This window comes from Sphingobacterium sp. MYb388, from assembly GCF_037479535.1.
Taxonomy (GTDB): domain Bacteria; phylum Bacteroidota; class Bacteroidia; order Sphingobacteriales; family Sphingobacteriaceae; genus Sphingobacterium; species Sphingobacterium anhuiense.
Map to the genome: position 1 here is coordinate 579,951 of NZ_JBBGYV010000003.1, position 25,548 is coordinate 605,498.

Here is a 25,548-nt window from a genome sequence, read left to right on the forward strand (position 1 = left end):
ATACTAGTTCAAATATTAATGAAGGTGACCCTGCGCTTATTAGCGATTTTTTGTTGTATTCTTGGTTTTGTAAATCAAGTTCAAGCACAAAGTAATGATGAATGGAGTAGTGCTTTAGATTCTGCTAGGGCAAAAGAGGATGCAAAACAGGATTCTGTTATTTTGTCTGCTAAATATATTCGATATACAACATTGGATATGATGAAAAAAGGAACCTACACCGTTCAAATAGATACATCACATCGTAATTTTCAATATTACAATAAACAGAATTTACCAGGGAATCCGAGTATCAATTTAGGCTCCTACGGTTTGGCAACGCGTGACCTATTATTTCAACCTAGTAAAACGATAGGTTTTCAAAGTGGATTTCATAGCTTGGAGCGGACCTTATACAGACCGGATTCTATTCAATATTTTAGGGCCCGTGCTAGATTTTCGGAACTTTATGCTGTAGGTTTTTTCTTTGATGATCAAGTGTTTCGTGCTAGACTTGCACAAAATATAAATCCAAGACTTAATATAGGTGGAGAATTTCATGCAACAAGAGCAGATGGATATTATACCAATCAGAAGTATTCCGATATCAAATCGGCTTTATTTGCTTGGTACGAGTCCGAAAATCACCGCTATAATTTGTTGACAAATTTAGTGTTTAATAAACTTGATGCTTCAGAGAATGGTTCGATTTTATCAGATAATATATTCAAAGATAAAGAAAAACAATCGTCCGATCGTTACCCCGTAAGATTACAGGGGCAAGGAGACAATAGACCTCGAAATGAATGGCGTGATAATTCATTCTTCCTTCGTCAATCGATGTTTCTTGGTCATCTTGATACCGTTGATGCAGGTAAGTCTACGATGCAGATTTACCCTACAAATAGTGTTGCACATAATAGTTCTGTACGGATTCAGAAATATAATTTTTTTAAAAATGAAACCGATGCTAATGGTGCTTTCCCCTATGGCTCTTCCAGATTAACGCAGGATACAACGGAAATTACTTCTATTTCAAATGAATTTGAATATAGCTTTTACTTGAGGGGAAAATCTATTTTTAAAAATGAAGCGAAATTAAATGTTGCTTTTCAACATGATATGTATTGGTATTCCGATAGTGGTGTCAATAACAGATTTTATCAAAATGGTATGCTAAAGGGGGAGCTGGGGTATAAGTTCTCAGATCGAGTCAATCTGACAGGTAAAGTCAATCAGATAGTGATGGGTCATAATTTTGGTGATTATCTTTATGAAGCAAAAGCCGACTTTTTATTAAGTTCTAATGTTGGTAAAATTACGCTTTCGGCTTATTCGCAGAATAAATCACCAGAAATGGTGTTTAATCGAATGAATTATACGTACCATCAATGGGAGCGGGATCTTAATAAAACAAAAACACAAAATCTAGCTTTTCAGTATAGCAATCCAAAAATTGGGTTCAATGGAAAGGTTGAATACTTTTTAATGGATAACTATCTTTATTTTAAAGAGATTGATAATCCGCAAAATGATCCACGTCTGGCTAAATTAATTGAACCGGCGCAATTAGGATCTGTTAATCTATTAAAGGTTTCAGTAGGACAAAAGTTCAAGTTTAGTAAATTTACCTTGGATAACTTAATTGTATATCAAAAAACAGATCAGCAGGAAACACTTGCAACTCCTGAAATATATACCTGGCATAGTTTGTATTACAGCAATGTGCTTTATAAGGTGGTTGATTTCAACATTGGAGTTGATGCACGTTTCAACACTCCGTTTACAACACCATCTTATTCAATTAATGCAAGTCAGTTTTATAATGATAATGCAGGGATTAAATTTTCGACTTATCCTATATTTGATGCGTGGGCTACAGCAAACATACAACGCGTGACACTTTTTATCAGTTGTAATTTTGTAAACCAATATTTGGGCATGCCAAAAGGCTATTATACTGTTCGTCGTTATCCGATGAATGATGCGAATATAAGATTTGGTGTTTCTTGGAAATTCTATGACTAAAAATATTGAAAATTATATGCGTGGCTTCTAGTGGATTGCGTTTTTAAGCGTAAAAAACTTTTGAAATAATTTTGAGAGTCGAAATTTTGCAGTACATTTGCATACGCAATTAGGGAAAGGTATTATATACCAAGAACTAAAGCGGAGAATTAGCTCAGCTAATTTATTGAAAGTCTGAAAAAAAATGGAGAATTAGCTCAGCTGGTTCAGAGCATCTGCCTTACAAGCAGAGGGTCACTGGTTCGAACCCAGTATTCTCCACACAAACAGAAGTGTTTCAAAATACTTAATGGAGAATTAGCTCAGCTGGTTCAGAGCATCTGCCTTACAAGCAGAGGGTCACTGGTTCGAACCCAGTATTCTCCACACAAACAGAAGTGTTTCAAAATACTTAAATGTGAATTGGCTCAGCTGGTTCAGAGCATCCCTATATATCGGGAGTGGTCACTGACAAATGAGATGGTTCATTGAAAGAAAAAAGGAGAATTAGCTCAGCTGGTTCAGAGCATCTGCCTTACAAGCAGAGGGTCACTGGTTCGAACCCAGTATTCTCCACATCAAAGCATCGATTTATCGATGCTTTTTTTATTTACCCCTTTTTATGTATTTCCTATATATTTTATATTCGTTAAGCTGTGACCGGTATTATATCGGTGTTTCTTCAGATGTTGAGGGGCGACTTCGCAGGCATAACGCTGTTTATAAAAAAGGTTTTACCGGTAGAGCTCAGGATTGGGAGGTTGTATACCAGGAAGAATATGGCTCTAAGCATGATGCTTTGATTAGGGAAACGCTTATTAAATCTTGGAAAAGCCGTTTAAAAATCGAAGAATTGATTCGTGTCTAGTACGCTGGTTCAGATCATCCCGATACATCGGGAGTGGTCACTGGTTCGAACCCAGTATTCTGCACATCAAAGCATCGATTTATCGATGCTTTTTTTATTTACTCCTTTTTATGTTTCCTTTATATTTTATCGAAGCTAAATTGATCTAGCTGATTGCTTTCGCAATTGAAATTTACCTCATAGTAGTGTTGTCATTTTAAAGATGTTCAAACACGATGAGTTTTCATATAAACATTTATATATTTGATTGTATTATATAAACTTATTAGAAATGAATTTAAAATCTATTTCGGTAATAGCTTTTGTGTTCTTATCACACGTAACAATTTTTGCACAGGTGAAAAAGTATGATTGGAAAGAAGCAAACGAGGGTGGGTATACGTATCGTTACGTAACCAATGATCCTACAAATTCGCGTTTTTATACATTAAAAAACGGTCTTACAGTTATTTTGAGCCCTTCTAAAAAGGTACCTCGTATTCAGGCCTATATTGCAACGAAAGCAGGTAGTAAAACTGATCCTTCAGATCACACAGGCTTAGCACATTATTTAGAGCACATGCTTTTTAAAGGGACTGATAAGTTTGGATCAAAAGATTGGGCAAAGGAAAAACCATTACTGGATCAGATCGATGGTTTATATGAACAGTATAACTCCACTAAGGATGAAGCCAAGCGTAAAGAAATTTATAAGCAGATCGATCAGGTTTCTGGCGAGGCAGCAAAATATGCTATTGCTAATGAATACGATAAATTGATGAGTGAGATGGGGGCTGAAGGGACAAATGCCTTCACTTCTTTTGAACAGACTGTCTATACTGAGGATATTCCCAATAATGTCATCGATAAGTTTCTGGCTGTACAAGCAGAGCGTTTTCGTAATCCTATATTAAGATTGTTTCATACAGAATTAGAAGCTGTTTACGAAGAGAAGAATAGAGGTTTGGATAATGATGGACGTAAATCTGTAGAAGCCATGTTTGAGGCGATGTTTCCAAATAATAATTATGGAAAACAGACAACTATCGGTACGGTTGAACATTTGAAGAACCCGTCTTTGAAAGCGATTCGTGAATATTTTAATACGTATTATGTCCCTAATAATATGGGGGTAATTATGTCTGGTGACTTTGATCCAAATGAAGTAGTAAAGAAAATCGATCAGGCGTTCAGTTATATGAAACCGAAAGAAATTCCAGCCTATACTTTTGATGCTGAAAAAGACATCAAACAACCAATTGTAAGAGAGGTTAAAGGTCCAGAATCGGAATTTCTATTTTTAGGTTTCCGTTTCCCCGGTGCATCTACAAAAGATGCTCAAATGTTAAATTTGCTCGGAAATATGCTTACAAATGGTTCAGCTGGATTAATTGATTTAGATTTAGTGAAATCTCAAAAGTTATTGGGAGCAGGGGCTTTTCCATATGTATTAAAAGATTATTCGATGTTGATCATGCAGGCTAATCCAAGTCAAGGTCAATCTTTAGATGATGTGAAATCTTTGATTTTAGGAGAATTGGATAAGCTGCGTAAAGGTGATTTTTCTGACGACCTGATTACTTCCATTGTAAATAACGAAAAGAAATCAGAAATTTCACGAAATGAAAGCTATAGTAATCGTGCTGAGGAGTTAATGGATGCCTTTACTTCTGGAGTTGATTGGTCGACAGAATTGAGTTATTCAGATAACTTAACTAAAATCACGAAGAAAGATATTATGGATTTTGCTACAAAATATCTGAATGATAATAATTATGTAGTGGTCTATAAACGTAAGGGCATTGACGATAGCATTGTAAAAGTAGAGAAACCTCCTATTACGCCTGTAGTTGTAAATCGTGACGATCAATCACTTTTTCTAAAAACTATTGCTGCAATGCCTGAAAGCAAAATTGCACCTGTCTGGTTAGATTATACTAAAGATGTACAAAAGACTACCTTAAAAGGTCTTGATGTGATCGCAGTGCAAAATAAAGATAACGCATTGTTTAGTTTAACTTATCGTTACGAGATGGGGAAATGGAATAATAAGTTATTAAGTATTGCCGCAGATTATTTAGAATTCTTAGGTACTAAAGAAAAAACCAGTGAAGATTTCAGCAAGGCGTTTTATAAGTTGGCCTCAGATTTTTCAGTGTCTTCAGGTAATGAAGAAACACGTATTAATATTTCAGGATTAAATGAAAATTTTGAACAAACAGTTGAGCTGATTCAAGATTTATTAAAAAATAGTGTTGGTGATCAAGAAGCATTGGAAGCTTATATCGGTCGTTTGAAGAAATCAAGAACAAATGCTAAAGAAAATAAGAACTTGATCATGGAAGGATTGAGGTCATATGCAAAATATGGAGCTAAAAATCCTTTTAATAATGTTTTGACAGATCAAGAGTTGGATGCGATCAAAGCATCGGACTTAGTTGCTATTTTACACGAGCTGGCAAATACAAAACATCAAATATTATATTACGGGCCTAAGACCACCAGTCAATTGGTTGCTACTCTTAAACCTTTAAATTCAAATACCAATTTTGCTACAGTTCAGAAAGCAAATACTTTTGAAGAATTGCCTACCCCTAAAAATCAAGTGTTGTTTACTAATTTTGATATGAAGCAGGCGGAAGTATTCTGGTTTAGAAATTCTGAAGTGTATAATTCAAAATATAGTCCTACTGTCGCATTATTTAATATGTATTTTGGTGGAGGTATGGGAAGTATCGTATTTCAAACGATTCGAGAATCTAAAGCTTTAGCTTATTCTACTTATGCTAATTTTGCTTCTCCTGTTAAAAAGGAAAATCATTATTCGGTAGGCGCATATGTCGGTACACAGGCCGATAAATTTAATGAAGCTGTTGTCGGTATGAATGAACTATTAAATGATTTACCTGATGCTCCAAAAGCTTTGGATATTGCTAAAGTTAGTTTAGTAAAATCATTGGCTAGTGACCGAATTACAAATGCAAATATTTTATCAAATTATCTAAGTGCACAGCGGTTGGGACTTACTTCAGATATCCGTAAAGATGTTTATGAACAAGCACCAAAATTAAGTTTTACAGACCTAAAAGCTTTTCATAATAAAGAAATGAGTCGTAAACCTTATGTTTATTGTATTGTTGCAAAAGATGAAAATATAAAAATGGAGGATCTGCAAAAACTTGGAGAAGTTAAGAAATTAACATTGCAAGAGTTGTTCGGATATTAATCTGATTTAAAAAATAAGAGCAGGATTACCTGCTCTTATTTTTTTATAATACCTTAATTTTGATGTTACGAAAAGAAACTTCATCAGTATGGTTTTGTAAGGCAATTTTTCCTTTTTGGAATTTACCGAAATCTGGATAGTTCTTCATATTGGTACCAGCGACAAGATCTTTCCATTCCTGGGTGTTGGTTTCGTTTTCGAATGTTAACTTCCCATTTAACCAAAAGCTTACTTTTCCCTTGTTCTGTACAATTCTAGATTGATTCCATTCGTTGTAGGGATTAGGTTTTGAATTGGATCCTATGCCCTTTATTGCGTACAACGATCCAGCCCAATGTGTTGAATCTGTTTGATGCCGCGGTTCCGCATTGGCATTATCTAAAAGTTGCATTTCAAGTCCTGTAACAAATGTAGCGTCATATTTTGGATCCTCTTGAACATCTATAAATACGCCGCTATTGCCACCTTTGGCAACTTTCCAATCAAATTTTAAGTCAAAGTCTTGAAAAGTTTCATTCGAAACTAAATCTCCAAATACACCAGTTTTAACAGTGGGGTCGCAAAGTATAGCATCATCTTTTACCACCCATTTAGAGGGTTGATTCCCTTGGTTGTAAATATGCCAATTGTTAATATCTTTTCCGTTAAAGAGAAGTTGCCAACCCTCTTCTTTTTCGATTGCACTTAGCGTATTATGTTCTGTAGTTTGTTTGCAAGACCATAGTAAGCCAATGGATAATAGGAGGTATGTAATTTTTAATTTCATATGATTAAGTTTTGGGCAAAATACAAATATTTGCGCTTTTATTGAATTAAAACACAAGAGCCAATGCGTGTAAGCATTGGCTCTTGTGTTTTGTAAATTTTTAAAAATGAATAAGTTCATCTATTTGTTCATGAATGGCATTCCTTGTTTCAATATGCACAAATGTATTTTCTTCGCTTATTTCATTTTGAATATGAGGTAAAAAAATTTTTAATGGTAAAACATGCATACGTAAGTAATTACATATTCCGGTTAGATGATCTATCCCTCTTAAATTACCATAGCGTCCCGATGAAATACCAACAAGAGCCGCTTTTTTATGGCAGAAGCTAATTGGGAAAGTACAGGCGTCAATGAAGACCTTGAGTACGCCTGGTATACTGCCATTATACTCTGGTGTGATAAAAATAAATTTATCGGCTTCAGATACCAACTGTTGTATCTTTTTAAACTGGTCACTTCGTTGACCATATAAATCTGAGACTATAATATCTGCAGGTAGATTTGTTAAAGGTAGTATTTGACAGCTTTCACCGCTTTTTTGTATGTAATCTTGATAGTATTGTGCAACTTTTAGCGTCTTACTTTTGGGTCGATTCGTCCCCGAAATTATTAAAATCATTGTCTAGTTGTAACTTATAAAAACCCAAGGAACAAAGTGGATGTATATCCTGATTTTTTGTATCTTAGCATCTTGAGGATCTATTCCTTTAGATGCTTTCAAAAGTAAGAAATATGCATGATTTAAGTGTTTTTTTGCGTGGAAGAATTTATGAATGAACAGAATAATCCTTTTTTGTGACTTTAGGGGAACAAAATGACATTTTATAAAGAAAGAATTTCATTCGAAATGGGTAAAATTATATCAATTGCAAATCAAAAGGGTGGTGTTGGTAAGACGACAACATCAATCAATCTGGCAGCTAGTTTAGCTGTTTTAGAATATAAAACCTTATTGGTTGACGCTGATCCACAAGCAAACTCTACTTCTGGAATTGGATTTGATCCAAGAACCATTAAAGAAAGTATCTATGAGTGTCTGGTAAATGATCTAGATCCACGTGATGCTATTCAAGCTACTGAAACTCCTAATTTAGACTTATTACCTGCTCATATTGACCTGGTAGGTGCTGAGATCGAAATGATTAATATGCACGAACGTGAGTATAAGATGAAAAAAATCTTAGATCAGGTAAAGGATGATTATGATTTTATCATTATTGACTGCTCTCCTTCACTAGGTTTAATTACGATTAATGCTTTATCGGCTTCAAATTCAGTTGTAATTCCTGTTCAATGTGAATATTTTGCATTAGAAGGGCTAGGCAAGTTGTTGAATACAATTAAAATTGTTCAGACACGTTTAAATACTAGTTTGGAAATAGAAGGTATTTTATTGACCATGTACGATGTGCGATTACGTTTGTCTAATCAAGTTGTAGAGGAAGTTAAGACACATTTTACTGATTTGGTATTTGAAACGATTATCCAGCGAAATACGCGATTAAGTGAGGCGCCAAGTTTTGGTATTTCTGTGATTATGCACGATGCATCCTGTAAAGGTGCAATCAACTATTTAAATTTGGCCAGAGAAATTTTACATAAGAACGGACATCTAAAAGAATTAGATTCAACAGTTACAATATAATATGGCAGCACAACAGCGAAAAACAGGTCTAGGAAGAGGATTAGGTGCCTTATTAAACGATAGTGCCGATATCCCTGAAAGAAATTCGGAGGTAGAAACATCCCGGGTAGAATCTGCTACAAAATCAAAAGAATCTGGCAATATTAGTACAGTTAATGTGGATACGATAGAAATGAATCCATTTCAACCCCGTACTGATTTTGATCCACAAGCGCTACAGGAACTGTCTGAATCGATCTTATTGCAAGGTTTAATTCAACCTATTACTGTTAGAAAAATTGGTGAGAATGCCTACCAGTTGATTTCTGGAGAACGCAGATACCGTGCATCAAAATTAGCTGGTATTACCGAAATTCCGGCATATATCCGGACAGCGAATGACCAACAGATGTTGGAAATGGCACTGATTGAAAACATTCAACGTGAAAATCTAAATGCGATTGAAGTAGCATTAAGTTTTCAACGGATGATTGAAGAGTGTAATTTGAAGCAAGAAGAATTGGGAGAACGTGTAAGTAAAAACCGTTCTACCGTAACCAATTATTTACGCTTATTGAAATTGCCTCCTGTTATTCAAGCAGCGATCCGTGATGGAGAGTTAACGATGGGACATGCACGTGCGCTAATTAATGTGGGAGAGGTAGATAAGCAATTGTATATCTTTAAATTGATCGTTGACTTAGGATTGTCTGTTCGCAAGGCAGAAGAATTGGTGCGGGAGATTCAAAATGGCAATAAAAAGAAAGCACAAAAAGATAAGAATGTACCTAAATCATTTCAGTTTCAAAAGATTGAAGATGATCTGGCATCTAAATTTTCATCTCAGGTTAAGTTAAATTTGAAAAGTGCAAAAGGAAAAGGTGCGATCGAAATTCCTTTTGAGTCTGAAGATGATCTGAGCCGTATTCTGGAATTATTAGACTGGTAAGATGTATAAAATAATCAGTTTATTCTGTTCTATATTTATCTTTTTTGCTGCGCAGGCACAGAAAGTTGATACAAAGGATAAAGTTGCTTTAAAAACAGTTACAGCAACAGATTCAACGAAAAAAGTATCGGCAGTGCAGGATACAACAAAAAAAGAGAGCCGTAGGGAACGAAAAAAAAGAGAGAAGGCTGAAGAAGAAGCAAAAACACCCAAAATCTTTAAAGATTCAACACGTCTTGCTATTGAAGCCAAAACCGTTACCGCATGGAAGCGATCTTTAGTTTTGCCAGGATGGGGTCAATATACCAATAAGGGATTATGGTGGATCAAGGTTCCTGTAATTTATGGAGGATTTGCAACCACGGTACTTGTCTTTGACTTTAACAACCGTTTTTATAAAGAACTTCTTGATGAACTTGATTATCGTTTTGAATTTAATCAGAAGAAAAATCCGTTGTATTTTAACGCTTCAGATCAAGGTCTTATCAGTGCAAAAGATTATGCACGGCGTAATCGAGATTTAATGGTGCTTTTAACTGTGGGGTTATACGGGTTGAATGTGGTTGAAGCCTATGTGGACTCAATGCTAAAGAATCGATGGAGTGTAAGTTCTGAAAAGGTCGCATTTTCCATTAGGCCAACTGTACTTCAGGGCCCATCAAATAGTTTTGCATTTAATGCCGTTCCAACTATGGGACTGAAATTATCCATGAAAATAAAATAAAAATTATATAACTTAAAGCTGTATTTGTGCGCTGTCGCATAGATTTATTTGGTCTTCTTTATTTAAATATGATCTGAAATAGATATGAAAATAGTATTATTCGGCTACGGAAAAATGGGCCAAATCATAGAAAAATTTGCTCAAAAGAGGGGGCATGAAATTCATTTGATCGTCAATAGCGAAAATCGTAATCTCATTACAGTGGATGAACTGGTTGGTGCAGATGTTGCAATTGACTTTGGTGTTCCACAGGCAGCGATAGCTAATATGGAACTTTGCTTAGAAGCAAATCTTCCGATTGTAATGGGTACAACAGGCTGGTATGAACATCTTGATACGATCAAGGAGAAATGTCTCTCTGTGGATGGGTCTATCTTATATGGTTCTAATTTTTCGATCGGTGTAAATATCTTTTTTCATATCAATAAGATGTTGGCGAGAGCAATTCAGCCTTATAAAGCTTACGATGTACAGGTTGAGGAAATTCATCATATCCACAAATTGGACGCACCAAGTGGAACTGCTATTACAATAGCGGAGGGTATCCTGAACAATAGCGACACTAAAACTTCCTGGGTTAATTCTGTCGTTGGCGATGGAGAAGAGGAGGTTATTCCGAAAGCAGATCAATTGCTAATAGAGAGTCATCGTATTGAAGAAGTTCCAGGAACTCATACTGTTGTATATAGTTCTGAAGTGGATCAAATTGAATTTAAGCATACAGCACACAGTCGTGATGGTTTTGCTTTAGGTTCAGTAATTGCTGCTGAATGGTTATTTGGAAAGCAAGGATTCTATCAGGTGACAGAAATGTTTGATTTTAATCGGTAACTAAGTTGCCGATTTTGCATTAAAAAATAAGGATTCTGTAACGAATCCATAGTCTATTATACTAATTGAAATATTAGATTATTAAACAATAAAATTTTAAGAAGCTTATGTGGTATATTATTTTTGCGGTCTTAACAGTAGTTGCTCATTACGGGCTTTGGAAATTATTTGTTAAGGCAGGAAGACCGGGATGGGAAGCATTAGTTCCTTTTTATCGGGAATATGTGATGGCTCAATTGACAGGTCGTGCAAAATGGATTGTTGTTCTTTTGCTAGTTCCAATCGTAAATATTTTTATTTTCTATGGATTGTATTTGGACCTTATAAAGGCATTTGGGAAAAGAAGATTCTGGGAAAATACGGCAGCAGTTTTAGCTCCTTTTATTGTATTGCCTCTTTGGGGTAACGATCCTCTAGTAAAGTATTTAGGAAATCCAAATTCAGAGGAATTTAAAAAGAAATATTTTTATAAAAAATCAATGGCCCGCGAATGGGCAGATGCGATTGTTTTTGCAACAGTTGCAGCATCCTTAATTCGTGGTTTTTTGATTGAAGCGTATATGATTCCAACTGGATCCATGGAGCGAACATTGTTAGTCGGTGATTTCTTGTTCGTTAGTAAGTTGAATTATGGGCCTCGTATTCCAATGACACCTTTGGCATTTCCTTTTGCTCATCATACGATGCCGCTAACAGGCGGAAAAGCTTATTCCGAACTGATCGAACTTCCTTATAAACGTTTACCTGGTTTTCAGGATATCAAAAGAAATGATGTCGTAGTATTCAATTATCCTATGGAAGCCGATGCTCCTTACAACAGACCCGTTGATAAACGTGAAAACTACATCAAGCGTTGTGTAGGGATGCCTGGAGATGAAGTTTCAATGGCAAATGCAGTATTTTTTGTAAATGGTAAGCCTGGTTTTAATCCGCCAGAAGGACAATTAGATTATATTGTAGTAACGGATCAATCTGGTTTGGATCTGCGTGTGATGAAAGAAAAACGATTAGAAATGTCTGATACCGGACAACCTAACATTTATCAAGTTTTTATGACAGCAGATGAGGCTGCAATGGTCAAAGGTTGGATAAATGTAAAGGAAGTTGTTCCCAATATTCGTAAAGCTGGAGAAAATGAAGATGGAACTTTTCCTCATGTTGCATCTCTGAACTGGAATTTTGACAATTTTGGTCCTATTAAAGTTCCGAGTAAAGGATGGACAGTTCAATTAGATAGTGCAACAATGCCACTATATGAACGTGCAATCACTGTTTATGAAGGTAATAAATTAGAAAATAAGTCTGATGGTATTTATATTAATGGTGTAAAAGCTAATTCTTATACTTTCAAAATGAATTATTACTGGATGATGGGTGATAATAGACACAATTCATTAGATTCTAGAGGATGGGGTTTCGTGCCGGAAGATCATATAGTGGGTAAAGCATTATTTACCTGGTTAAGTCTTGATGAATTGGGATCGGGACTATCGAAAATAAGATGGAATAGAATATTCAAAGGAATAGAATAAACATAACAACAAAAGAGGCTTAACATTTGTAAAGCCTCTTTTGTTTTATTTAAGTGCGTTTAAGTATCTTTTTATCGTTTCTTCTAAGCCTAAGTACAGGGCATCAGCAATTAGAGCATGTCCTATGCTTACTTCTAACAATCCGGGAATATGTTCGTTAAAGTAAGTTAGGTTATTTAAATCTAAATCATGACCAGCATTAATGCCTAATCCTACCTCTCTCGCTTTTAATGCGGCATGAAAATAAGGTTTGATCGCTTCATCTCTTTCATCTAAGAATGCTTGAGCATATGACTCTGTATAAAGCTCAATTCGGTCAGTACCCGTTTCTGCTGCTGCCTCAACCATATCTTCATCTGGATCCACAAAAATAGAAACTCGAATACCTTGATCTTTAAATAGTTTGCACATATCAGTCAGATATGCCTTATTTTTAATAGTATCCCAACCATGATTCGAAGTAATCTGTCCCTCCGCATCAGGAACTAATGTTACCTGAGCAGGTTTGTTCGCCAAAACAAGATCTATAAATTTTTGTTCCTGACAATTACCTTCAATATTTAATTCTGTTTGAATATTGGCTTTTAAGTCAAAAACATCTGCATAACGGATGTGGCGTTCGTCAGGTCTTGGATGTACAGTAATTCCATTTGCACCAAAACGTTCACAGGCTAGAGCAGCTGCTAATACATTTGGATTATTTCCGCCACGAGAATTACGTAGGGTAGCAATTTTATTGATGTTTACAGATAATGCAGTCATGTTGATTTCAATCTTTAAAGTAAAAATACAAAACAATTTGCATGCTTACTCATATTAGCAACAATTTGCTTGATAAAGAACAGATTCTTAAATTGATTTTTTTTAACTTGCATCTATATGGAAGGATTTGATTACAGCCTTTTTAGAGGTTTCCGCTTGCTCGATGTTATCGATATTATTTTAGTAGCGATTATTATTTACTATGTGTATAGTTTGATACGCGGGACCATTGCTGTTAATATATTAATAGGTGTCGCATTATTCTACGGAATATATATAATTGTTAAGCAGATGCATATGCGCTTGCTGACGGAAATATTTGGGGGCTTTATCTCTGTTGGTTCTATTGCCTTGATTGTTGTATTTCAACAGGAGATCCGGCGTTTCCTGTTACATATAGGGAAAAACATTTCGATGAAGCGAAAGAAGATCTTATGGTCCTTTTTGGTTAGCAAACGTACTGTTGCAAAAGATAATTCTGAACACATGAGACCTATTATTGAGGCATGTCGTAGCATGTCAAAATCCCGTACGGGTGCGCTATTGGTTTTTTCTAAATATTTTGATGAAGAATACTATCAAAGCAGTGGTGAGTATATTGATGCACATATCTCTAAGCGCCTAATAGAAAGTATTTTCAATAAGAATAGCCCTTTACATGATGGAGCTGTAGTTGTTGTTGATTTTAAAATTATGTCAGCTTCTTGTATTTTACCTTTATCAGATAGCGAAGATCTGCCTTTGCAATTTGGCTTACGACATCGTGCCGCGATTGGGGTGACAGAGGTATCTGATGCTGTCGCTGTTATTGTATCAGAGGAAACGGGTGAAATATCTTTTGCAAAAGATGGCAATGTCAATATGAATATTACACATGAGGAACTCGCAGAATTGCTGAAAGAAGAATTATAAAAAAACGCCACTTTTTTCGAAGTGGCGTTTTTTATAGCATAATATTATTATTTACCAGCTTCTTGGATCACCTGGTTATTTAATTTAACGTACTCAGCATTATTCCCTTTTTGTGCAATTTCTACTCCTTTTTGAGCTGTTGCAATTGCACCTTTTTTATCGCCAGATTTTAATTGAATTTTAGCTTTCCAATAACGAACATATGGTGCATCAGGATTTTCTTTTTCAGCCTCATTTGCCCAAGCTAATGCTTTATTAAGATCTAAATTATTACTTAGGTAAAATTGTGCAGCTTGTAGATAAGGTTTTTTATCACCTTTCATTGCTTGATCAATATTAGCTAAAATCTCCTTCGTTTGATCGGTTTTAATTGTAAATTTCGTGTATGTGTTTTCCCAAGCTAATGATAGTGTAGCCGAATTAGTTGTTACATTTTCAAATTGCATGGTAAAAGTTTCTACCTTATTAGAAAGCTTTGTGGATTTTACATTAAAACGAACTAAATCATCTTTCTTATCGTAGGTATAGGCTCCCCACTGATTACTGTTTTTTGTTAATATGATTGTCCAGTCACCTTTAGTTGGGATAGTTAAAATACCATATGTTCCTGCAGGAACCTTATTTCCTTCTATTGTAACTTCTTCTTCAAATTTAATAATAGGAAGGTTATTAGCACCTGTTCTCCAAACTTCATTGTAAGGAACCAAATTACCAAAGATAACACGACCGTTTATGTTCGGTCTTTGGTATGTAAGCGCTATGTTTTTAATTCCTAAACCTTGAGTAATCGAAGTCGTACTACTTGCTTGCGGCAATTTTACTTGAGCAAAAGAAGTTGTAGAGATACTAAATGTGAGTACCGTCGCGGCGCACAGTGTTAAAATAGATTTTTTCATTTTGGAAACGTTTAATTTTTCCTAATTTACTCGTAAAAAATCAGAATAAAGAATTTTGATTATTAATAATAAGAGCCGGTAAATCATCTTTATCGGCTCTTATATTCTATATTTTTATAAACTGTTTAATATTTTTTGTGCTTCTTTCACTTGGTTTGGTATTGCTTTTTGATTGATATTTTTATTTGTGAATCCAGCAATGGCATCATTCAATTTCTGTAATTGAGATGCTTTTAACTCTTTTTTCAAGATTCTTATTTTTTCAGCATCCTGAATCCCTTCAATTAATTTTTCGAAACGAATAGAAGTCATATTATCAGGATAAACAAAATAGGTGTCGCCACCTAACCACGTTCCATAACGTGTATCTTGATTAGGATTTGAATTCCAGCAGTCAAATGCCCATCTTAAATAACCATCAAAACCTCTTTGAACACTGTGCCACGCTAACCACGTTGCTTCTTGATATCCAGAATTAGTAAAAGTGTTCGGGAATATTTCTGAACAGCAAGTGTAAACAGTGGTTTTGTAACCTTTTTCCTGACGGGCTTTTAATACATCTGGAGCCATATCTTCTCCTAGAGTAATACTATAATCTGCAAATTCATTCGAAATTTGTGGATGATATCCACCGGCAAGAGATGATTTGAATTGGGGATCAGCTTCTTTGATAATAGCAATAGCACGTTTCATATCTTCCTGGGGTCTTTCATCCATGGCAATGGTTGTCCATTCGAAGTATCCTTTTTGTTTAAGGTGTTTTGCGAAATCTTTTAAAAGAGGTAACCAATGTGCTCTATATTTTGGATCATCAGTTTTTATTTTTAAAATTTCATATTTTCCGGTGTTTTCATCAAAATATTGGAAATTCATATTCCATGGAATCATGCTATAACAATTGATATATTCTGAAATTCCAATTTCACGCATGAAACTTACCCATTTATCAAAAATACTGTAATCATATGACCAAGAACCGTCCTTCTTTTTAGTCCATTTGATCATAGCTTGGTATTTATCATACGTTTGACCATTCCAAGGATCGTTGATGATACTTGCAGTGATATTTTTCTGACCAGCATCGCGTAACCTTTCATAATATGGTTTCATGACACTGAAGTGTGCAGGAGACCATAGCTCGACGTTATGATGCCGAGCAATAGAGTAAGGGTTTTGCCATAGATCTAAATGATAAGCCCAATCTTTTGCTTCAGGAAGTATATGTGATAATACCTCTACTGTATAAGGAATAGTGGTGTTATAATTTGTACCTTTTAGTGTAAGTGATCCTTTATAGATTCCAGGAGCTGCATCACGAGGAACTTGAATACTTAACCAGAGGGGTCTCGTGGTATTTTTATCATATTCAAAACTTGATTGATTAGTGATACGGTCTGCAACTAAAGCGGAATCTAGTATTTTACTGATACCGCAACCATTTTTTAAATCTCCAGGAAGGTCTGTCATTACATAAGAAATATACCCAGTAGTAATATCTTTTGTTCCGATTTCCTGCCCTTTGCTATTTTTTAACGGTGAAGAACTCACTTCAATTTTATCGTGATTTTGGTTACTCCAAAAGACTAATTGTGTATGTACTTTCTCACCTCTCCAAGCTTTTGTAATCCATGATTTACTTAGTGTTTCTAGGGTGGGTGGGTTTCTTTTGGAATAACTATAATCAGCTGTGCTAAAAGAAAAATTATTATTCTCTTTTAGACTGTTCCATTTTTCAGTTGTTTGAGGGGCTTTTGGATCTTTCAGTTCATTTATTCTCTGGGAATAGCCCTGTTGTGTATAAACGAATAGACCAAATAGTAAACAATAAAACGATTTTTTCATATTTAGGTGGATAAGAAAATAGCGATTATTTCTTAAAAATAATCGCTATTTGATTGTAATTAGTATTTTTTATTTCTGTCCGACTCTGTGGCCCTTTGTTGCGAAGTATAAGATATACAGATAAGCAGGAACCATAGCATAAAGAAATGCATGTTGAAAGTCAACATGTAAATTATCTTTTAAGTAACCATAAATTAGAGGCCAAATAGCTCCTCCGGCAATACCCATAATCATGATGGCTGATCCTGTTTTAGTAAAACGGCCTAGACCTTTAATACCTAGTGGGAAAATAGCAGGCCACATTAAAGAATTGGCAATACCTAAAAGGGCAACGAAAATGAATGAAGTGATTCCAGTTGTAAATACAGAAATAACAGTGAATAAAATACCAACAATAGTACAAACTCGTAATGCTAATTGTTGAGAAACAAATTTTGGTATTGCAATAATACCAACAATGTAACCTAAAAGCATACATCCTAATGTGAATGTTGTCGCATAGGTAACTAATGCACCATGGATATTTAATTCTCTTGCATAAACACCAATAATATCTCCAGCCATTACTTCTACAGCAACACAGAAAAAGATAGCTAAAGAGCCTAAGAATAGGTGTGGGAATTGGAATACACTTGTTTTTTTCTCTTTAAGAATAACTGCCCCATTCTCATCAGTATGTTCTTCTTCTGCATTTACATCCACCTCAGGTAAATGTGTTATTTTAATAACGATCGCAAATAAAACGAAGATAACAGCTAACGTAATGTATGGTGTATGTACGCGTTGTAATAAAGAATCTAGAATGGCATTTTTAGCTTCCATATCTACCGCGGCATCCAATTTAGCTGTTATAGCAGAAGAATCTTTTAAGAATAATGTACCAAATATTAATGGAACAATAATACCTGCAGATTTATTGAAAAAGCCAGCAATAGATATTCTTTGTGCAGCACTGTCAATAGGGCCAATGATACTTAAATATGGGTTAACAGCAGTTTGTAGTAATGCCATTGCAGAACCTTGAACAAAAATTCCTGTTAAGAAAAGAATATAGCTTCTACCATCTGCAGCAGGAATGAAAATTAAAGAACCAACTCCAAGTAAAATTAAGCTGAGAACTAATCCATTTTTAAAACCAATTTTTTTCAAAATCCAAGAACTTGGGATTGCTAAAAAGAAGTAAGCGATGTAAGAAGCAAATGTTACAAAAAAGGCTTGTAAATCTGTTTCTAAATTACAGGCAATCTTTAAGAATGGGATAAGTGTTCCATTTGCCCAAGTGACAAATCCTAAAATGAAGAATAAGGCACAACACATAGCCATGGGGCGAAATGCTGTTTTTCCTGAATTTGGTTGAGAATTCATTTTTTTAGTATCAATTAATTGTTTTTTAGATTATAAAATTAGAAAATAATGATTTTTATAGTGTCTCTATTCAAGATGTGCTTACACAATCGATTGATATTGGTTTATAATAAAAAATCATGCTTTCCATTACAAGACTAATTAAATAAATTCAATATAGGAAATAAAAAGAAGTGGTTTTTGAGATTATTTAGTAATATTTTCATTAGAAAAAAGGAGCATTATACCTAGTATAATACTCCTTTCTTGTAAAAACCGTATTTGTAAACCAATCCAGTTGGCTTCATTTATATTTAAGACAAGTAATAAGAATAAATGTTTTAAAATAATTTTATTTTGGTATAATAGCGACTGTCAATCTGGAAATACAATTTAAGTTACCCGATTCATCTGCAATTCGTACATCCCAAATATGAGTTTGTTTGCCAATGTGTACGGCTGTACAAACTGCGGTTACTAATCCTGTAGCAACTGGTCTTAAATGATTAGCATTAATCTCCAATCCCACGCCTTTATAAATATCTGGATCAATAATCAGATTGGATGCGATACTTCCTATTGATTCGGCTAGTACAACAGATGCTCCGCCATGCAGGATTCCAAATGGCTGTCTTGTTTTGTCATTCACGGGCATCGTTGCAGTAATGGAATGACTATCGATTGCCGTCGCTTTAATTTCGAGCAGACCGGTCATATATTGAGAGAGGATACCGTTTATCTGCTCAATGCTGTAATTCTGAAACCAAATCATGGACATTGTTTGAGTTGAAATAACGCTCTTGAATAATTATGCGGTGATGATTTAGGTGTCCGGCAATCACATATAATAAAGCTTTTACACTTGTAAGTCTTTCTGACGCCATTCCTTTTCTCTCCAATTCTGCCTCATTGAAGTTTTCGAAAAGAAACATATTTGCTTTTCTAAGATGTACAAATTCTTTACTTAGAGAGGCTAATGTGCGTTCGCTATATCTTGAGTTTTGGATAAAGTATTCTTGATCATACCCCAAAAGTTCTTTCATATCATTTCGAGAGAAGCGCAGGGCACGGTAAGCCATAATACGTTCATTATCCAAAATATGCCCTATAACCTCTTTAATAGACCATTTATCTTCAGCATAACGGTAATCGCCTTTTTCTTCAGGTATGGTATCTAGGAACGCTGGAAAGGATAAAATTTGTTCTTCCAGTACTTCCATGACATCGCCGACAACGGTCTCAATGTACGTGGAATACACCGCTGGGTATTCATCAGATTTCAGTGGGTTCATATGTTAGATTACTTTTTAATATTATTCTAAATGTTGTTCCTTTTCCTATTTCCGAGTCTTTGACAAAAATGTGGCCTTGATGATAATGTACCATTCTTTTGGTTAAACTCAGTCCCAATCCCCACCCTCGTTTGCGCGTGGTGAAACCTGGTTGAAATACCGTTTCAAAATTTGATCTGGGAATTCCTTTACCTGTATCACTAATGTCTATAAAAATTTCCTCTTTCGCAATATTTTCAGATATTTTAACAGTTATCTTTCCTTCTGATGCAATTGCGTTAACGGCGTTTTTCAGAAGATTCTCAATAATCCAATCAAATAAGGGAATGTTTAGTTTCGCTTCAACATGTTTGTCACCCGTGAGCTCGAAGAGAATCTTGTCACTTGTTCTTACTTTGAAGTAACGAATGTAAGCGGCTATCACCTCATAAACATTCGCATTGTGAAGAACAGGTGTTGAACCAATTTTGGAAAAGCGATCGGCGACGATTTCTAAACGTTTAATGTCATTTTCCATCTCATTTAAAGTTTCGTCATCTTCTGCATCGAACTTTAATTTAATAAGCTCAACCCAGCCCATTAATGAAGAAATCGGTGTACCGAGCTGATGAGCAGCTTCCTTAGTCAAACCTACCCAGACTAAATTCTGTTCTGATTTTCGAATAGAATTAAAGACGGTATATCCAATAATTAGAAAGATAGCGATTAATGATAACTGAATATAAGGAAACACACGAAGTTGTTGTAGAAACCAGGAGTCTTTGTAATATACCATCCATTTTGCTCCATTGTCTAAATTTAAAATAATAGGAGCATGGCTTTTCTTCATGAAATTGAGTTGCTTCTCAAAGTAATGTGGATCGTAATCCAAATGATGGTTCGAGCTATCTTTTGCTGTTGTTTTAATGTTGGTTTTGGTCGAATCTAAATCCCTCCAGAATACAATATTATCCTTTTCATCGGTAATGATTGCAGGAACTGCTAGACTATCTCTTACCGAGTAGACGAACGTTATAAATTCATCGTCAACATCTGGCATGGTCATAATACTTTTTGTACTCATTGCCCATACTTCTGCTTTTGTTCGCTCTACCTTTGATAAATTTCGAACAAGGTAATTTGTGTACAAAAGCGAAGCCGCCGCGATGATGGCCGCGAAAATAAGCAAGAAAAATTTCCAACGTTGTTGGTTGTATTGATACGGATTCATATAAGTGATCAGGAATCTTGTTGCCGCAAATTAAGTAATTAAATGAAATTTACCTTTATCGGCAACATTTATCTATTCATAAACTCCCTGTTTTATTATTTTATTGTGGTTATCAGTGCTATAGTTTCATTGAAATGAAAATTTTGTGGTAATTTTGTGTCATGAGTTCTGAAAGAAAAGTAAGAGTGCGTTTTGCACCAAGTCCTACAGGTGGATTGCACCTTGGAGGAGTTCGTACAGCTTTATTTAATTATTTGTACGCGCGTAAACATCAAGGAGATTTTATTTTGCGTGTTGAAGATACTGATCAGACACGATTTGTTGCTGGTGCAGAAGAATATATTAATGAATGTTTAGCTTGGTGTGGCTTAACACCAGATGAAAGTCCTCTTAAAGGTGGCGATTTTGGACCCTATCGTCAAAGTGAACGAAAACCTTCTTATCGCCAATTTGCGGAACAATTGATAGAAAAGGGATATGCTTATTATGCATTTGATACTTCGGCTGAATTGGATGAACAACGAAAAGAACAACCGAATTTCCGTTACAGCCATGAAAATAGATTGAAACTTAGAAATTCATTAAGTTTATCACAAGAAGAAACAGCAGAACTATTAGCCGCAGGTACACCCCATACGGTTCGTATCAAAGTACCAACAGATGAAACCGTTTCTTTTAATGATATGATTCGTGGACAAGTAAGTTTTGATACTAATCTTATTGATGATAAGGTTTTGTTAAAAGCTGATGGAATGCCTACTTATCACTTAGCTGTTGTCGTCGATGACAAAGCAATGGAGATTTCTCACGTTTTCCGAGGGGAAGAATGGTTACCTTCTGCTCCTGTACATGTTTTATTATGGGAATATTTAGGATGGAATGATGAAATGCCAAAATGGGCACATTTACCATTAATATTGAAGCCCGATGGTAATGGTAAATTGAGTAAGCGTGATGGTGACCGATTAGGTTTTCCTGTGTATGCTATGAATTGGAAAGATGCGCAATCAGAGACTGTAACGCAGGGATTCCGTGAAATGGGATTTTTGCCGGAAGCATTTGTCAATATGTTAGGTGTACTGGGATGGAATGATGGCACAGAACAAGAATTGTTTTCTTTAGATGAATTGATCGCAAAATTCTCGGTAGAGCGTATTAGTAAAGCTGGAGCAAAATTTGATTTTGAAAAGGCGAAATGGTTCAACCATGAGTGGATCAAAAAATCGTCTAACGAGGATTTATTGCCACAGATTAAAGCCCTGTTAACATTGCATAACGTGCAAAAGGTAGACGATCATTTTGTTACTGAAGTTTTAAGTGCAGTGAAAGAGCGTTTGACTTTTGTTTCGGATTTTTGGGAACAAGCATCATTCTTCTTTGTACAACCAGAAAATTATGACCTAGCTGCTGTTAAACCTAAATGGTCTGCTGAGAAAACGGATTTCTTTCAGAAAGTTAATAGCGAATTTGGTAAATTTGAGTCTTGGGATGCTTCAGCATTGGAAGCGTACTTTAAAGGTGCTATTCAGGAGTCAGGCATGAAAATGGGTGAATTGATGATGCCTTTCCGTATTATGTTAGTGGGAGGTAAATTTGGTCCAGATGTGTTCCAAATCGTTTCATTATTAGGACAAGAAGAAGTAATAGCTCGTGTTAATAAAGCTTTAGTAGCTTTTACAGCTGAATAAGAGCACTGATATATATGATAAGCCCCCCATGCGTTGTATGGGGGCTTTTTTTGAGCAACTAACCCAGTAGCTCTTGAATATCTTCTGAAGAGAGTGATTTGATAAAACTTTCTTCAGTGGTAATTAAACTTTGAGCAATGGAACGCTTCCTGTTTTGCATTGCAAGTATTTTCTCTTCGACAGTATCTTTTGAGATGAATTTGTATATAAAGACATTTTTTGTTTGTCCAATACGGTGGGATCTATCAACAGCTTGTTGCTCCACAGCAGGATTCCACCATGGATCTAAAATAAATACGTAGTCCGCTTCAATAAGGTTTAGGCCTACACCGCCGGCTTTGATGGATATTAAAAACAGCTTGGTGTCTTTATCTTCTCTAAATTGACTAACAGCTTCGTCCCTATTTTTTGTGCTTCCATCCAAGTAGGCATAATTAATACTTTTTTTGTCAAAATAGCTTCTGAAAATATTCAACTGCTTGACGAATTGAGAGAAAATCAATACTTTATTACCATTTTGAAGTACTTTTTCAAGTGTTTCTATGACAGTATCGAATTTACCCGAATTGCCTGTGTATTCCTGATCAACCATTTTCGGGTGGTTGGCAAGTTGTCTCAATTTAATCAATCCTTGTAATAATGCGATCTGATTTGATTTTGCTTTTCCTGCGAGCTGATTGTCTAAAATGGCATTACGATATTCCGATTTAACCTTTTCATACAGTTCATGCTGTTTCTCTGACATTTCGCAGTAAAGGACCTGTTCCGTTTTTGGAGGTAATTCCGTTGCTACTTGATCTTTAGTTCTACGTAAAATGAACGGTTTAACTATAGTTTGAAGTCTTTTTGCTTTTTCTTCATCCTTTTTCTTTTCGATTGGTTGAACAAATTCTTTTTGAAAATAAGTATAACTACCCAAGAGGCCTGGATTTGTAAAATGCATCTGTGTCCATAAATCAGAAACTGAATTTTCTACGGGTGTTCCGCTTAATGCTAATTTATGTTGACTTTTTAGACTTTTGATCGCTTTAAATGATTTTGATGTTGGATTTTTAATGTTTTGACTTTCATCTAGGATGATATAGTTGAAGTAAAACTGATTTAAAAATTCCTCATCAATACGAGTGATACCATATGTAGTAATGACCAGATCATACGGAGAAAGCAACTGTGGGTCTTTTAATCTATTATTTCCCGTATGCAGATAAATCTTAAGATCAGGAGCAAATTTAGTAGCCTCATTTTGCCAATTGTAAATTAATGAGGTTGGCAATATTAGTAAAGATGTTCTGACAGCATGGTCTGCTATTAATATTTCTTTTTGATGTTGCAGTAGGGCTAATGTTTGAATAGTCTTACCAAGACCCATATCATCTGCCAAGCATCCTCCAAATTTATATTGCTGTAAGAAATTGAACCAATTGTAGCCAGCCCTTTGATAAGGTCGGAGTTGACCATGAAAATTTTTAGGTAATGGTGCATCAGCGATTTCTTCGAAATCAGCTAATTTTTTTAATTTTCGACTAAAGGTAAGTTCTGTATGTTCACTGATTTCATACAGCAAACCCAGATGAATTTTATTTAATTTTAATTCATTCTTATCCCTAGAGAATTGAAATAAGTGATTGTATTGTGCAAACCACTCTTCAGGTATCATCGCAATCTCTCCATTGGGTAAAGTAAATTCTTTAATGTTATGAAGGATATGATGGCGCAATTGAATAAAAGGAATTTCAAAAGGACCAAATTTTGCGATCGCTTTGATATCAAACCAGTCGTTATCCTCATTGATGGATATATCAATGGAAGTTTGGCCGATGAAGAATTTCTTTTCGGCTACATCCTGAATGATTTCAAACCCTTTTTCCCGCAATACCAAATCATTTTGACTTATCCAATCAAAAATAGAAGGCCGTTTTCCAAGTATTTCTTTTGGCAGTAAATCATTAGAGTGGGGATATAGTTTTTCTAAACCAAGCTCAGTAATGATCTTTGCCTGATTTTCTTCCCAAATAATCGATCTTTTTATACGATGGAAAGTATACAGATCATTTTCCTCATCATATTCCATACGTACATTGACCTTATTGTCTTTTCCAGACGAAAAGATATAAGGCCCATATTGAAACTGCAATTCAACATGCGAATCACCTTCCTCATGATAGATTAATTTTAATATTGGGTTGGCATTATGTTGATGGGTTTTGATCTCAAAGCCTTCAGCATATACATTATATTTCTCTATTAAGCTACAAACAAAAGTTTCAAAATATTTTTTCTCGGTACTTCTGGATACAGATATGAATCTTTTATTTAAAAAAGGGCTGAGTTTTTTCCCCTCTAATTGTTGGTCGAAGTGGAATAGGGTATTGTTTAAAAGTAGCCAAGCTTGTTCATTGACAATGACTTGTGCGTTCTTAAACATGAATTCCATACGATGGTCTTCATATTTAATCGTTGGAAAATAGCGGGTTTCCTCTTCATTTCTTCTAAAATGGAAAAGTACGGAAGCGGGTTGAGGAGCGATCAATAGTTTTTGATCTGCAGGATAACCATCTTTGCTCATGAGGAATATAGGCTTCTCTCCAACAAGGGCAAAGAATTGTAACAATACCTGATCAATTTTTGTTCTTAATAATTCATACAGATTTTTATCAAATACTTTTGAAAAAAAGTCTACGGGTCTTATTGCTTTTTTATGGAACTTTTTAATAAGGCTTGTTTGCTCAATTTCATCTAATAATCGGATTAATTTATAATCCAATTCATCGACCGCTTGCGCATATTCATTGACTGTATTGCTAAATACGCGTTGATATCGAAGTGAATATGTCCCATTTGGATTTAACTTAACCACATGTGGTTCTATTAAATAGCCCAAGTAAGGATGTTCGCAGATTGAATAAACAATTCGGTGTGATGAAGATAACTTTGTTTGTTGCATTAATATATTCGTACCTCTAAAAAGGTTTCTAATATACAGATTAATCTATATGATGTGGCTAAAATTTGTTAATAAATTTATGCTCAATGAACATAAACGTGGATTTTGTTTATGTTCATCAAGTAATATTTGACTTTTTAATAAATTTTTTGGTCAGTCAAAGATGGGGA

General features: G+C 35.0%; 20 protein-coding genes and 3 tRNA genes. 13 read left to right on the top strand and 10 right to left on the bottom strand.

What is annotated here, in order from left to right; all coding sequences use genetic code 11:
* The first annotated feature begins 18 nt into the window (after window positions 1-18).
* From WH188_RS12850 to WH188_RS12875, 6 genes are all read left to right on the top strand, one after another.
* Window positions 19-2,007, top strand: a complete 1,989-nt coding sequence (locus tag WH188_RS12850; RefSeq protein ID WP_132769372.1) for a putative porin — start codon at window positions 19-21, stop codon at window positions 2,005-2,007.
* A 186-nt stretch (window positions 2,008-2,193) separates the two neighbouring features.
* Window positions 2,194-2,268, top strand: a tRNA-Val gene (locus WH188_RS12855).
* 30 nt (window positions 2,269-2,298) lie between these two features.
* A tRNA-Val gene (locus WH188_RS12860) sits at window positions 2,299-2,373 on the top strand.
* 114 nt (window positions 2,374-2,487) lie between these two features.
* Window positions 2,488-2,562, top strand: a tRNA-Val gene (locus WH188_RS12865).
* 46 nt (window positions 2,563-2,608) lie between these two features.
* On the top strand, window positions 2,609-2,854 hold the full coding sequence (locus WH188_RS12870) for a GIY-YIG nuclease family protein (RefSeq protein WP_132769370.1): 246 nt from the start codon (window positions 2,609-2,611) through the stop codon (window positions 2,852-2,854).
* A 271-nt stretch (window positions 2,855-3,125) separates the two neighbouring features.
* Complete coding sequence (locus tag WH188_RS12875) at window positions 3,126-6,059, top strand: M16 family metallopeptidase (protein WP_132769368.1); 2,934 nt, start codon at window positions 3,126-3,128, stop codon at window positions 6,057-6,059.
* A gap of 43 nt (window positions 6,060-6,102) precedes the next feature.
* On the opposite strand, the gene WH188_RS12880 is transcribed toward WH188_RS12875, so the two are convergent.
* Both WH188_RS12880 and WH188_RS12885 read right to left on the bottom strand, forming a co-directional pair.
* Window positions 6,103-6,825 carry a 3-keto-disaccharide hydrolase gene (locus WH188_RS12880; RefSeq protein WP_165905862.1) on the bottom strand — a complete coding sequence of 241 codons (723 nt, stop codon included), beginning with the start codon at window positions 6,823-6,825 and terminating at the stop codon, window positions 6,103-6,105.
* Window positions 6,826-6,925: 100 nt separating this feature from the next.
* A complete protein-coding gene (locus WH188_RS12885) occupies window positions 6,926-7,447 on the bottom strand; it encodes an NADPH-dependent FMN reductase (RefSeq protein ID WP_132769364.1) in 522 nt (173 codons plus the stop codon).
* 228 nt (window positions 7,448-7,675) lie between these two features.
* Here WH188_RS12885 and WH188_RS12890 point away from each other — a divergent pair, with 228 nt between their 5' ends.
* From WH188_RS12890 to lepB, 5 genes are all read left to right on the top strand, one after another.
* Window positions 7,676-8,473: a ParA family protein gene (locus tag WH188_RS12890; protein ID WP_132769363.1), complete on the top strand. Its 798-nt coding sequence runs from the start codon at window positions 7,676-7,678 to the stop codon at window positions 8,471-8,473.
* Between the two features lies 1 nt (window position 8,474).
* The gene (locus WH188_RS12895; RefSeq protein ID WP_021188018.1) at window positions 8,475-9,401 is read left to right on the top strand and encodes a ParB/RepB/Spo0J family partition protein; all 927 of its coding nucleotides are present in this window, start codon (window positions 8,475-8,477) and stop codon (window positions 9,399-9,401) included.
* Window position 9,402: 1 nt separating this feature from the next.
* Complete coding sequence (locus WH188_RS12900) at window positions 9,403-10,125, top strand: DUF5683 domain-containing protein (RefSeq protein ID WP_132769361.1); 723 nt, start codon at window positions 9,403-9,405, stop codon at window positions 10,123-10,125.
* An 84-nt stretch (window positions 10,126-10,209) separates the two neighbouring features.
* On the top strand, window positions 10,210-10,956 hold the full coding sequence (gene dapB / locus WH188_RS12905; RefSeq protein ID WP_132769359.1) for a 4-hydroxy-tetrahydrodipicolinate reductase: 747 nt from the start codon (window positions 10,210-10,212) through the stop codon (window positions 10,954-10,956).
* Window positions 10,957-11,063: 107 nt separating this feature from the next.
* Entirely contained in the window at window positions 11,064-12,488 is a 1,425-nt protein-coding gene (lepB, locus tag WH188_RS12910) for a signal peptidase I (protein WP_132769357.1), read from the top strand.
* A gap of 45 nt (window positions 12,489-12,533) precedes the next feature.
* On the opposite strand, the gene WH188_RS12915 is transcribed toward lepB, so the two are convergent.
* The gene (locus WH188_RS12915) at window positions 12,534-13,250 is read right to left on the bottom strand and encodes a pyridoxine 5'-phosphate synthase (RefSeq protein ID WP_021188016.1); all 717 of its coding nucleotides are present in this window, start codon (window positions 13,248-13,250) and stop codon (window positions 12,534-12,536) included.
* A gap of 117 nt (window positions 13,251-13,367) precedes the next feature.
* On the opposite strand from WH188_RS12915, the gene cdaA reads away from it, so the two are divergent.
* The gene (gene cdaA / locus WH188_RS12920; protein ID WP_021188015.1) at window positions 13,368-14,162 is read left to right on the top strand and encodes a diadenylate cyclase CdaA; all 795 of its coding nucleotides are present in this window, start codon (window positions 13,368-13,370) and stop codon (window positions 14,160-14,162) included.
* Between the two features lie 47 nt (window positions 14,163-14,209).
* On the opposite strand, the gene WH188_RS12925 is transcribed toward cdaA, so the two are convergent.
* The 6 genes from WH188_RS12925 to WH188_RS12950 form a co-directional block, all read right to left on the bottom strand.
* Entirely contained in the window at window positions 14,210-15,058 is an 849-nt protein-coding gene (locus WH188_RS12925) for a DUF2911 domain-containing protein (RefSeq protein ID WP_132769355.1), read from the bottom strand.
* Between the two features lie 114 nt (window positions 15,059-15,172).
* Window positions 15,173-16,900, bottom strand: coding sequence for a DUF4091 domain-containing protein (locus WH188_RS12930; protein WP_132769353.1), 1,728 nt, complete (start codon window positions 16,898-16,900; stop codon window positions 15,173-15,175).
* Window positions 16,901-16,969: 69 nt separating this feature from the next.
* Window positions 16,970-18,265 (bottom strand): sugar MFS transporter, encoded by a 1,296-nt coding sequence (locus WH188_RS12935; RefSeq protein ID WP_021188012.1) that lies wholly within the window; start codon window positions 18,263-18,265, stop codon window positions 16,970-16,972.
* A 331-nt stretch (window positions 18,266-18,596) separates the two neighbouring features.
* Complete coding sequence (locus WH188_RS12940) at window positions 18,597-19,016, bottom strand: hotdog fold thioesterase (protein WP_132840961.1); 420 nt, start codon at window positions 19,014-19,016, stop codon at window positions 18,597-18,599.
* Window positions 18,988-19,536, bottom strand: coding sequence for a DinB family protein (locus tag WH188_RS12945; RefSeq protein WP_132769349.1), 549 nt, complete (start codon window positions 19,534-19,536; stop codon window positions 18,988-18,990). Before WH188_RS12945 ends, WH188_RS12940 begins: the two co-directional genes overlap by 29 nt.
* Complete coding sequence (locus WH188_RS12950; RefSeq protein ID WP_132769347.1) at window positions 19,517-20,746, bottom strand: sensor histidine kinase; 1,230 nt, start codon at window positions 20,744-20,746, stop codon at window positions 19,517-19,519. Before WH188_RS12950 ends, WH188_RS12945 begins: the two co-directional genes overlap by 20 nt.
* A gap of 161 nt (window positions 20,747-20,907) precedes the next feature.
* On the opposite strand from WH188_RS12950, the gene gltX reads away from it, so the two are divergent.
* Window positions 20,908-22,434 (top strand): glutamate--tRNA ligase, encoded by a 1,527-nt coding sequence (gene gltX, locus WH188_RS12955; protein WP_132769345.1) that lies wholly within the window; start codon window positions 20,908-20,910, stop codon window positions 22,432-22,434.
* A 58-nt stretch (window positions 22,435-22,492) separates the two neighbouring features.
* On the opposite strand, the gene WH188_RS12960 is transcribed toward gltX, so the two are convergent.
* Window positions 22,493-25,378 carry a DEAD/DEAH box helicase gene (locus tag WH188_RS12960; RefSeq protein WP_021188008.1) on the bottom strand — a complete coding sequence of 962 codons (2,886 nt, stop codon included), beginning with the start codon at window positions 25,376-25,378 and terminating at the stop codon, window positions 22,493-22,495.
* Between the last annotated feature and the right edge of the window lie 170 nt (window positions 25,379-25,548).

Bases quoted from the DNA above. Each gene is read 5' to 3' on its own strand.
- WH188_RS12850 (WP_132769372.1), top strand. From the start codon at position 19: ATGAAGGTGACCCTGCGCTTATTAGCGATTTTTTGTTGTATTCTTGGT.
- WH188_RS12870 (WP_132769370.1), top strand. From the start codon at position 2,609: ATGTATTTCCTATATATTTTATATTCGTTAAGCTGTGACCGGTATTAT.
- WH188_RS12875 (WP_132769368.1), top strand. From the start codon at position 3,126: ATGAATTTAAAATCTATTTCGGTAATAGCTTTTGTGTTCTTATCACAC.
- WH188_RS12880 (WP_165905862.1), bottom strand. From the start codon at position 6,825: ATGAAATTAAAAATTACATACCTCCTATTATCCATTGGCTTACTATGG.
- WH188_RS12885 (WP_132769364.1), bottom strand. From the start codon at position 7,447: ATGATTTTAATAATTTCGGGGACGAATCGACCCAAAAGTAAGACGCTA.
- WH188_RS12890 (WP_132769363.1), top strand. From the start codon at position 7,676: ATGGGTAAAATTATATCAATTGCAAATCAAAAGGGTGGTGTTGGTAAG.
- WH188_RS12895 (WP_021188018.1), top strand. From the start codon at position 8,475: ATGGCAGCACAACAGCGAAAAACAGGTCTAGGAAGAGGATTAGGTGCC.
- WH188_RS12900 (WP_132769361.1), top strand. From the start codon at position 9,403: ATGTATAAAATAATCAGTTTATTCTGTTCTATATTTATCTTTTTTGCT.
- dapB (WP_132769359.1), top strand. From the start codon at position 10,210: ATGAAAATAGTATTATTCGGCTACGGAAAAATGGGCCAAATCATAGAA.
- lepB (WP_132769357.1), top strand. From the start codon at position 11,064: ATGTGGTATATTATTTTTGCGGTCTTAACAGTAGTTGCTCATTACGGG.
- WH188_RS12915 (WP_021188016.1), bottom strand. From the start codon at position 13,250: ATGACTGCATTATCTGTAAACATCAATAAAATTGCTACCCTACGTAAT.
- cdaA (WP_021188015.1), top strand. From the start codon at position 13,368: ATGGAAGGATTTGATTACAGCCTTTTTAGAGGTTTCCGCTTGCTCGAT.
- WH188_RS12925 (WP_132769355.1), bottom strand. From the start codon at position 15,058: ATGAAAAAATCTATTTTAACACTGTGCGCCGCGACGGTACTCACATTT.
- WH188_RS12930 (WP_132769353.1), bottom strand. From the start codon at position 16,900: ATGAAAAAATCGTTTTATTGTTTACTATTTGGTCTATTCGTTTATACA.
- WH188_RS12935 (WP_021188012.1), bottom strand. From the start codon at position 18,265: ATGAATTCTCAACCAAATTCAGGAAAAACAGCATTTCGCCCCATGGCT.
- WH188_RS12940 (WP_132840961.1), bottom strand. From the start codon at position 19,016: ATGATTTGGTTTCAGAATTACAGCATTGAGCAGATAAACGGTATCCTC.
- WH188_RS12945 (WP_132769349.1), bottom strand. From the start codon at position 19,536: ATGAACCCACTGAAATCTGATGAATACCCAGCGGTGTATTCCACGTAC.
- WH188_RS12950 (WP_132769347.1), bottom strand. From the start codon at position 20,746: ATGAATCCGTATCAATACAACCAACAACGTTGGAAATTTTTCTTGCTT.
- gltX (WP_132769345.1), top strand. From the start codon at position 20,908: ATGAGTTCTGAAAGAAAAGTAAGAGTGCGTTTTGCACCAAGTCCTACA.
- WH188_RS12960 (WP_021188008.1), bottom strand. From the start codon at position 25,378: ATGCAACAAACAAAGTTATCTTCATCACACCGAATTGTTTATTCAATC.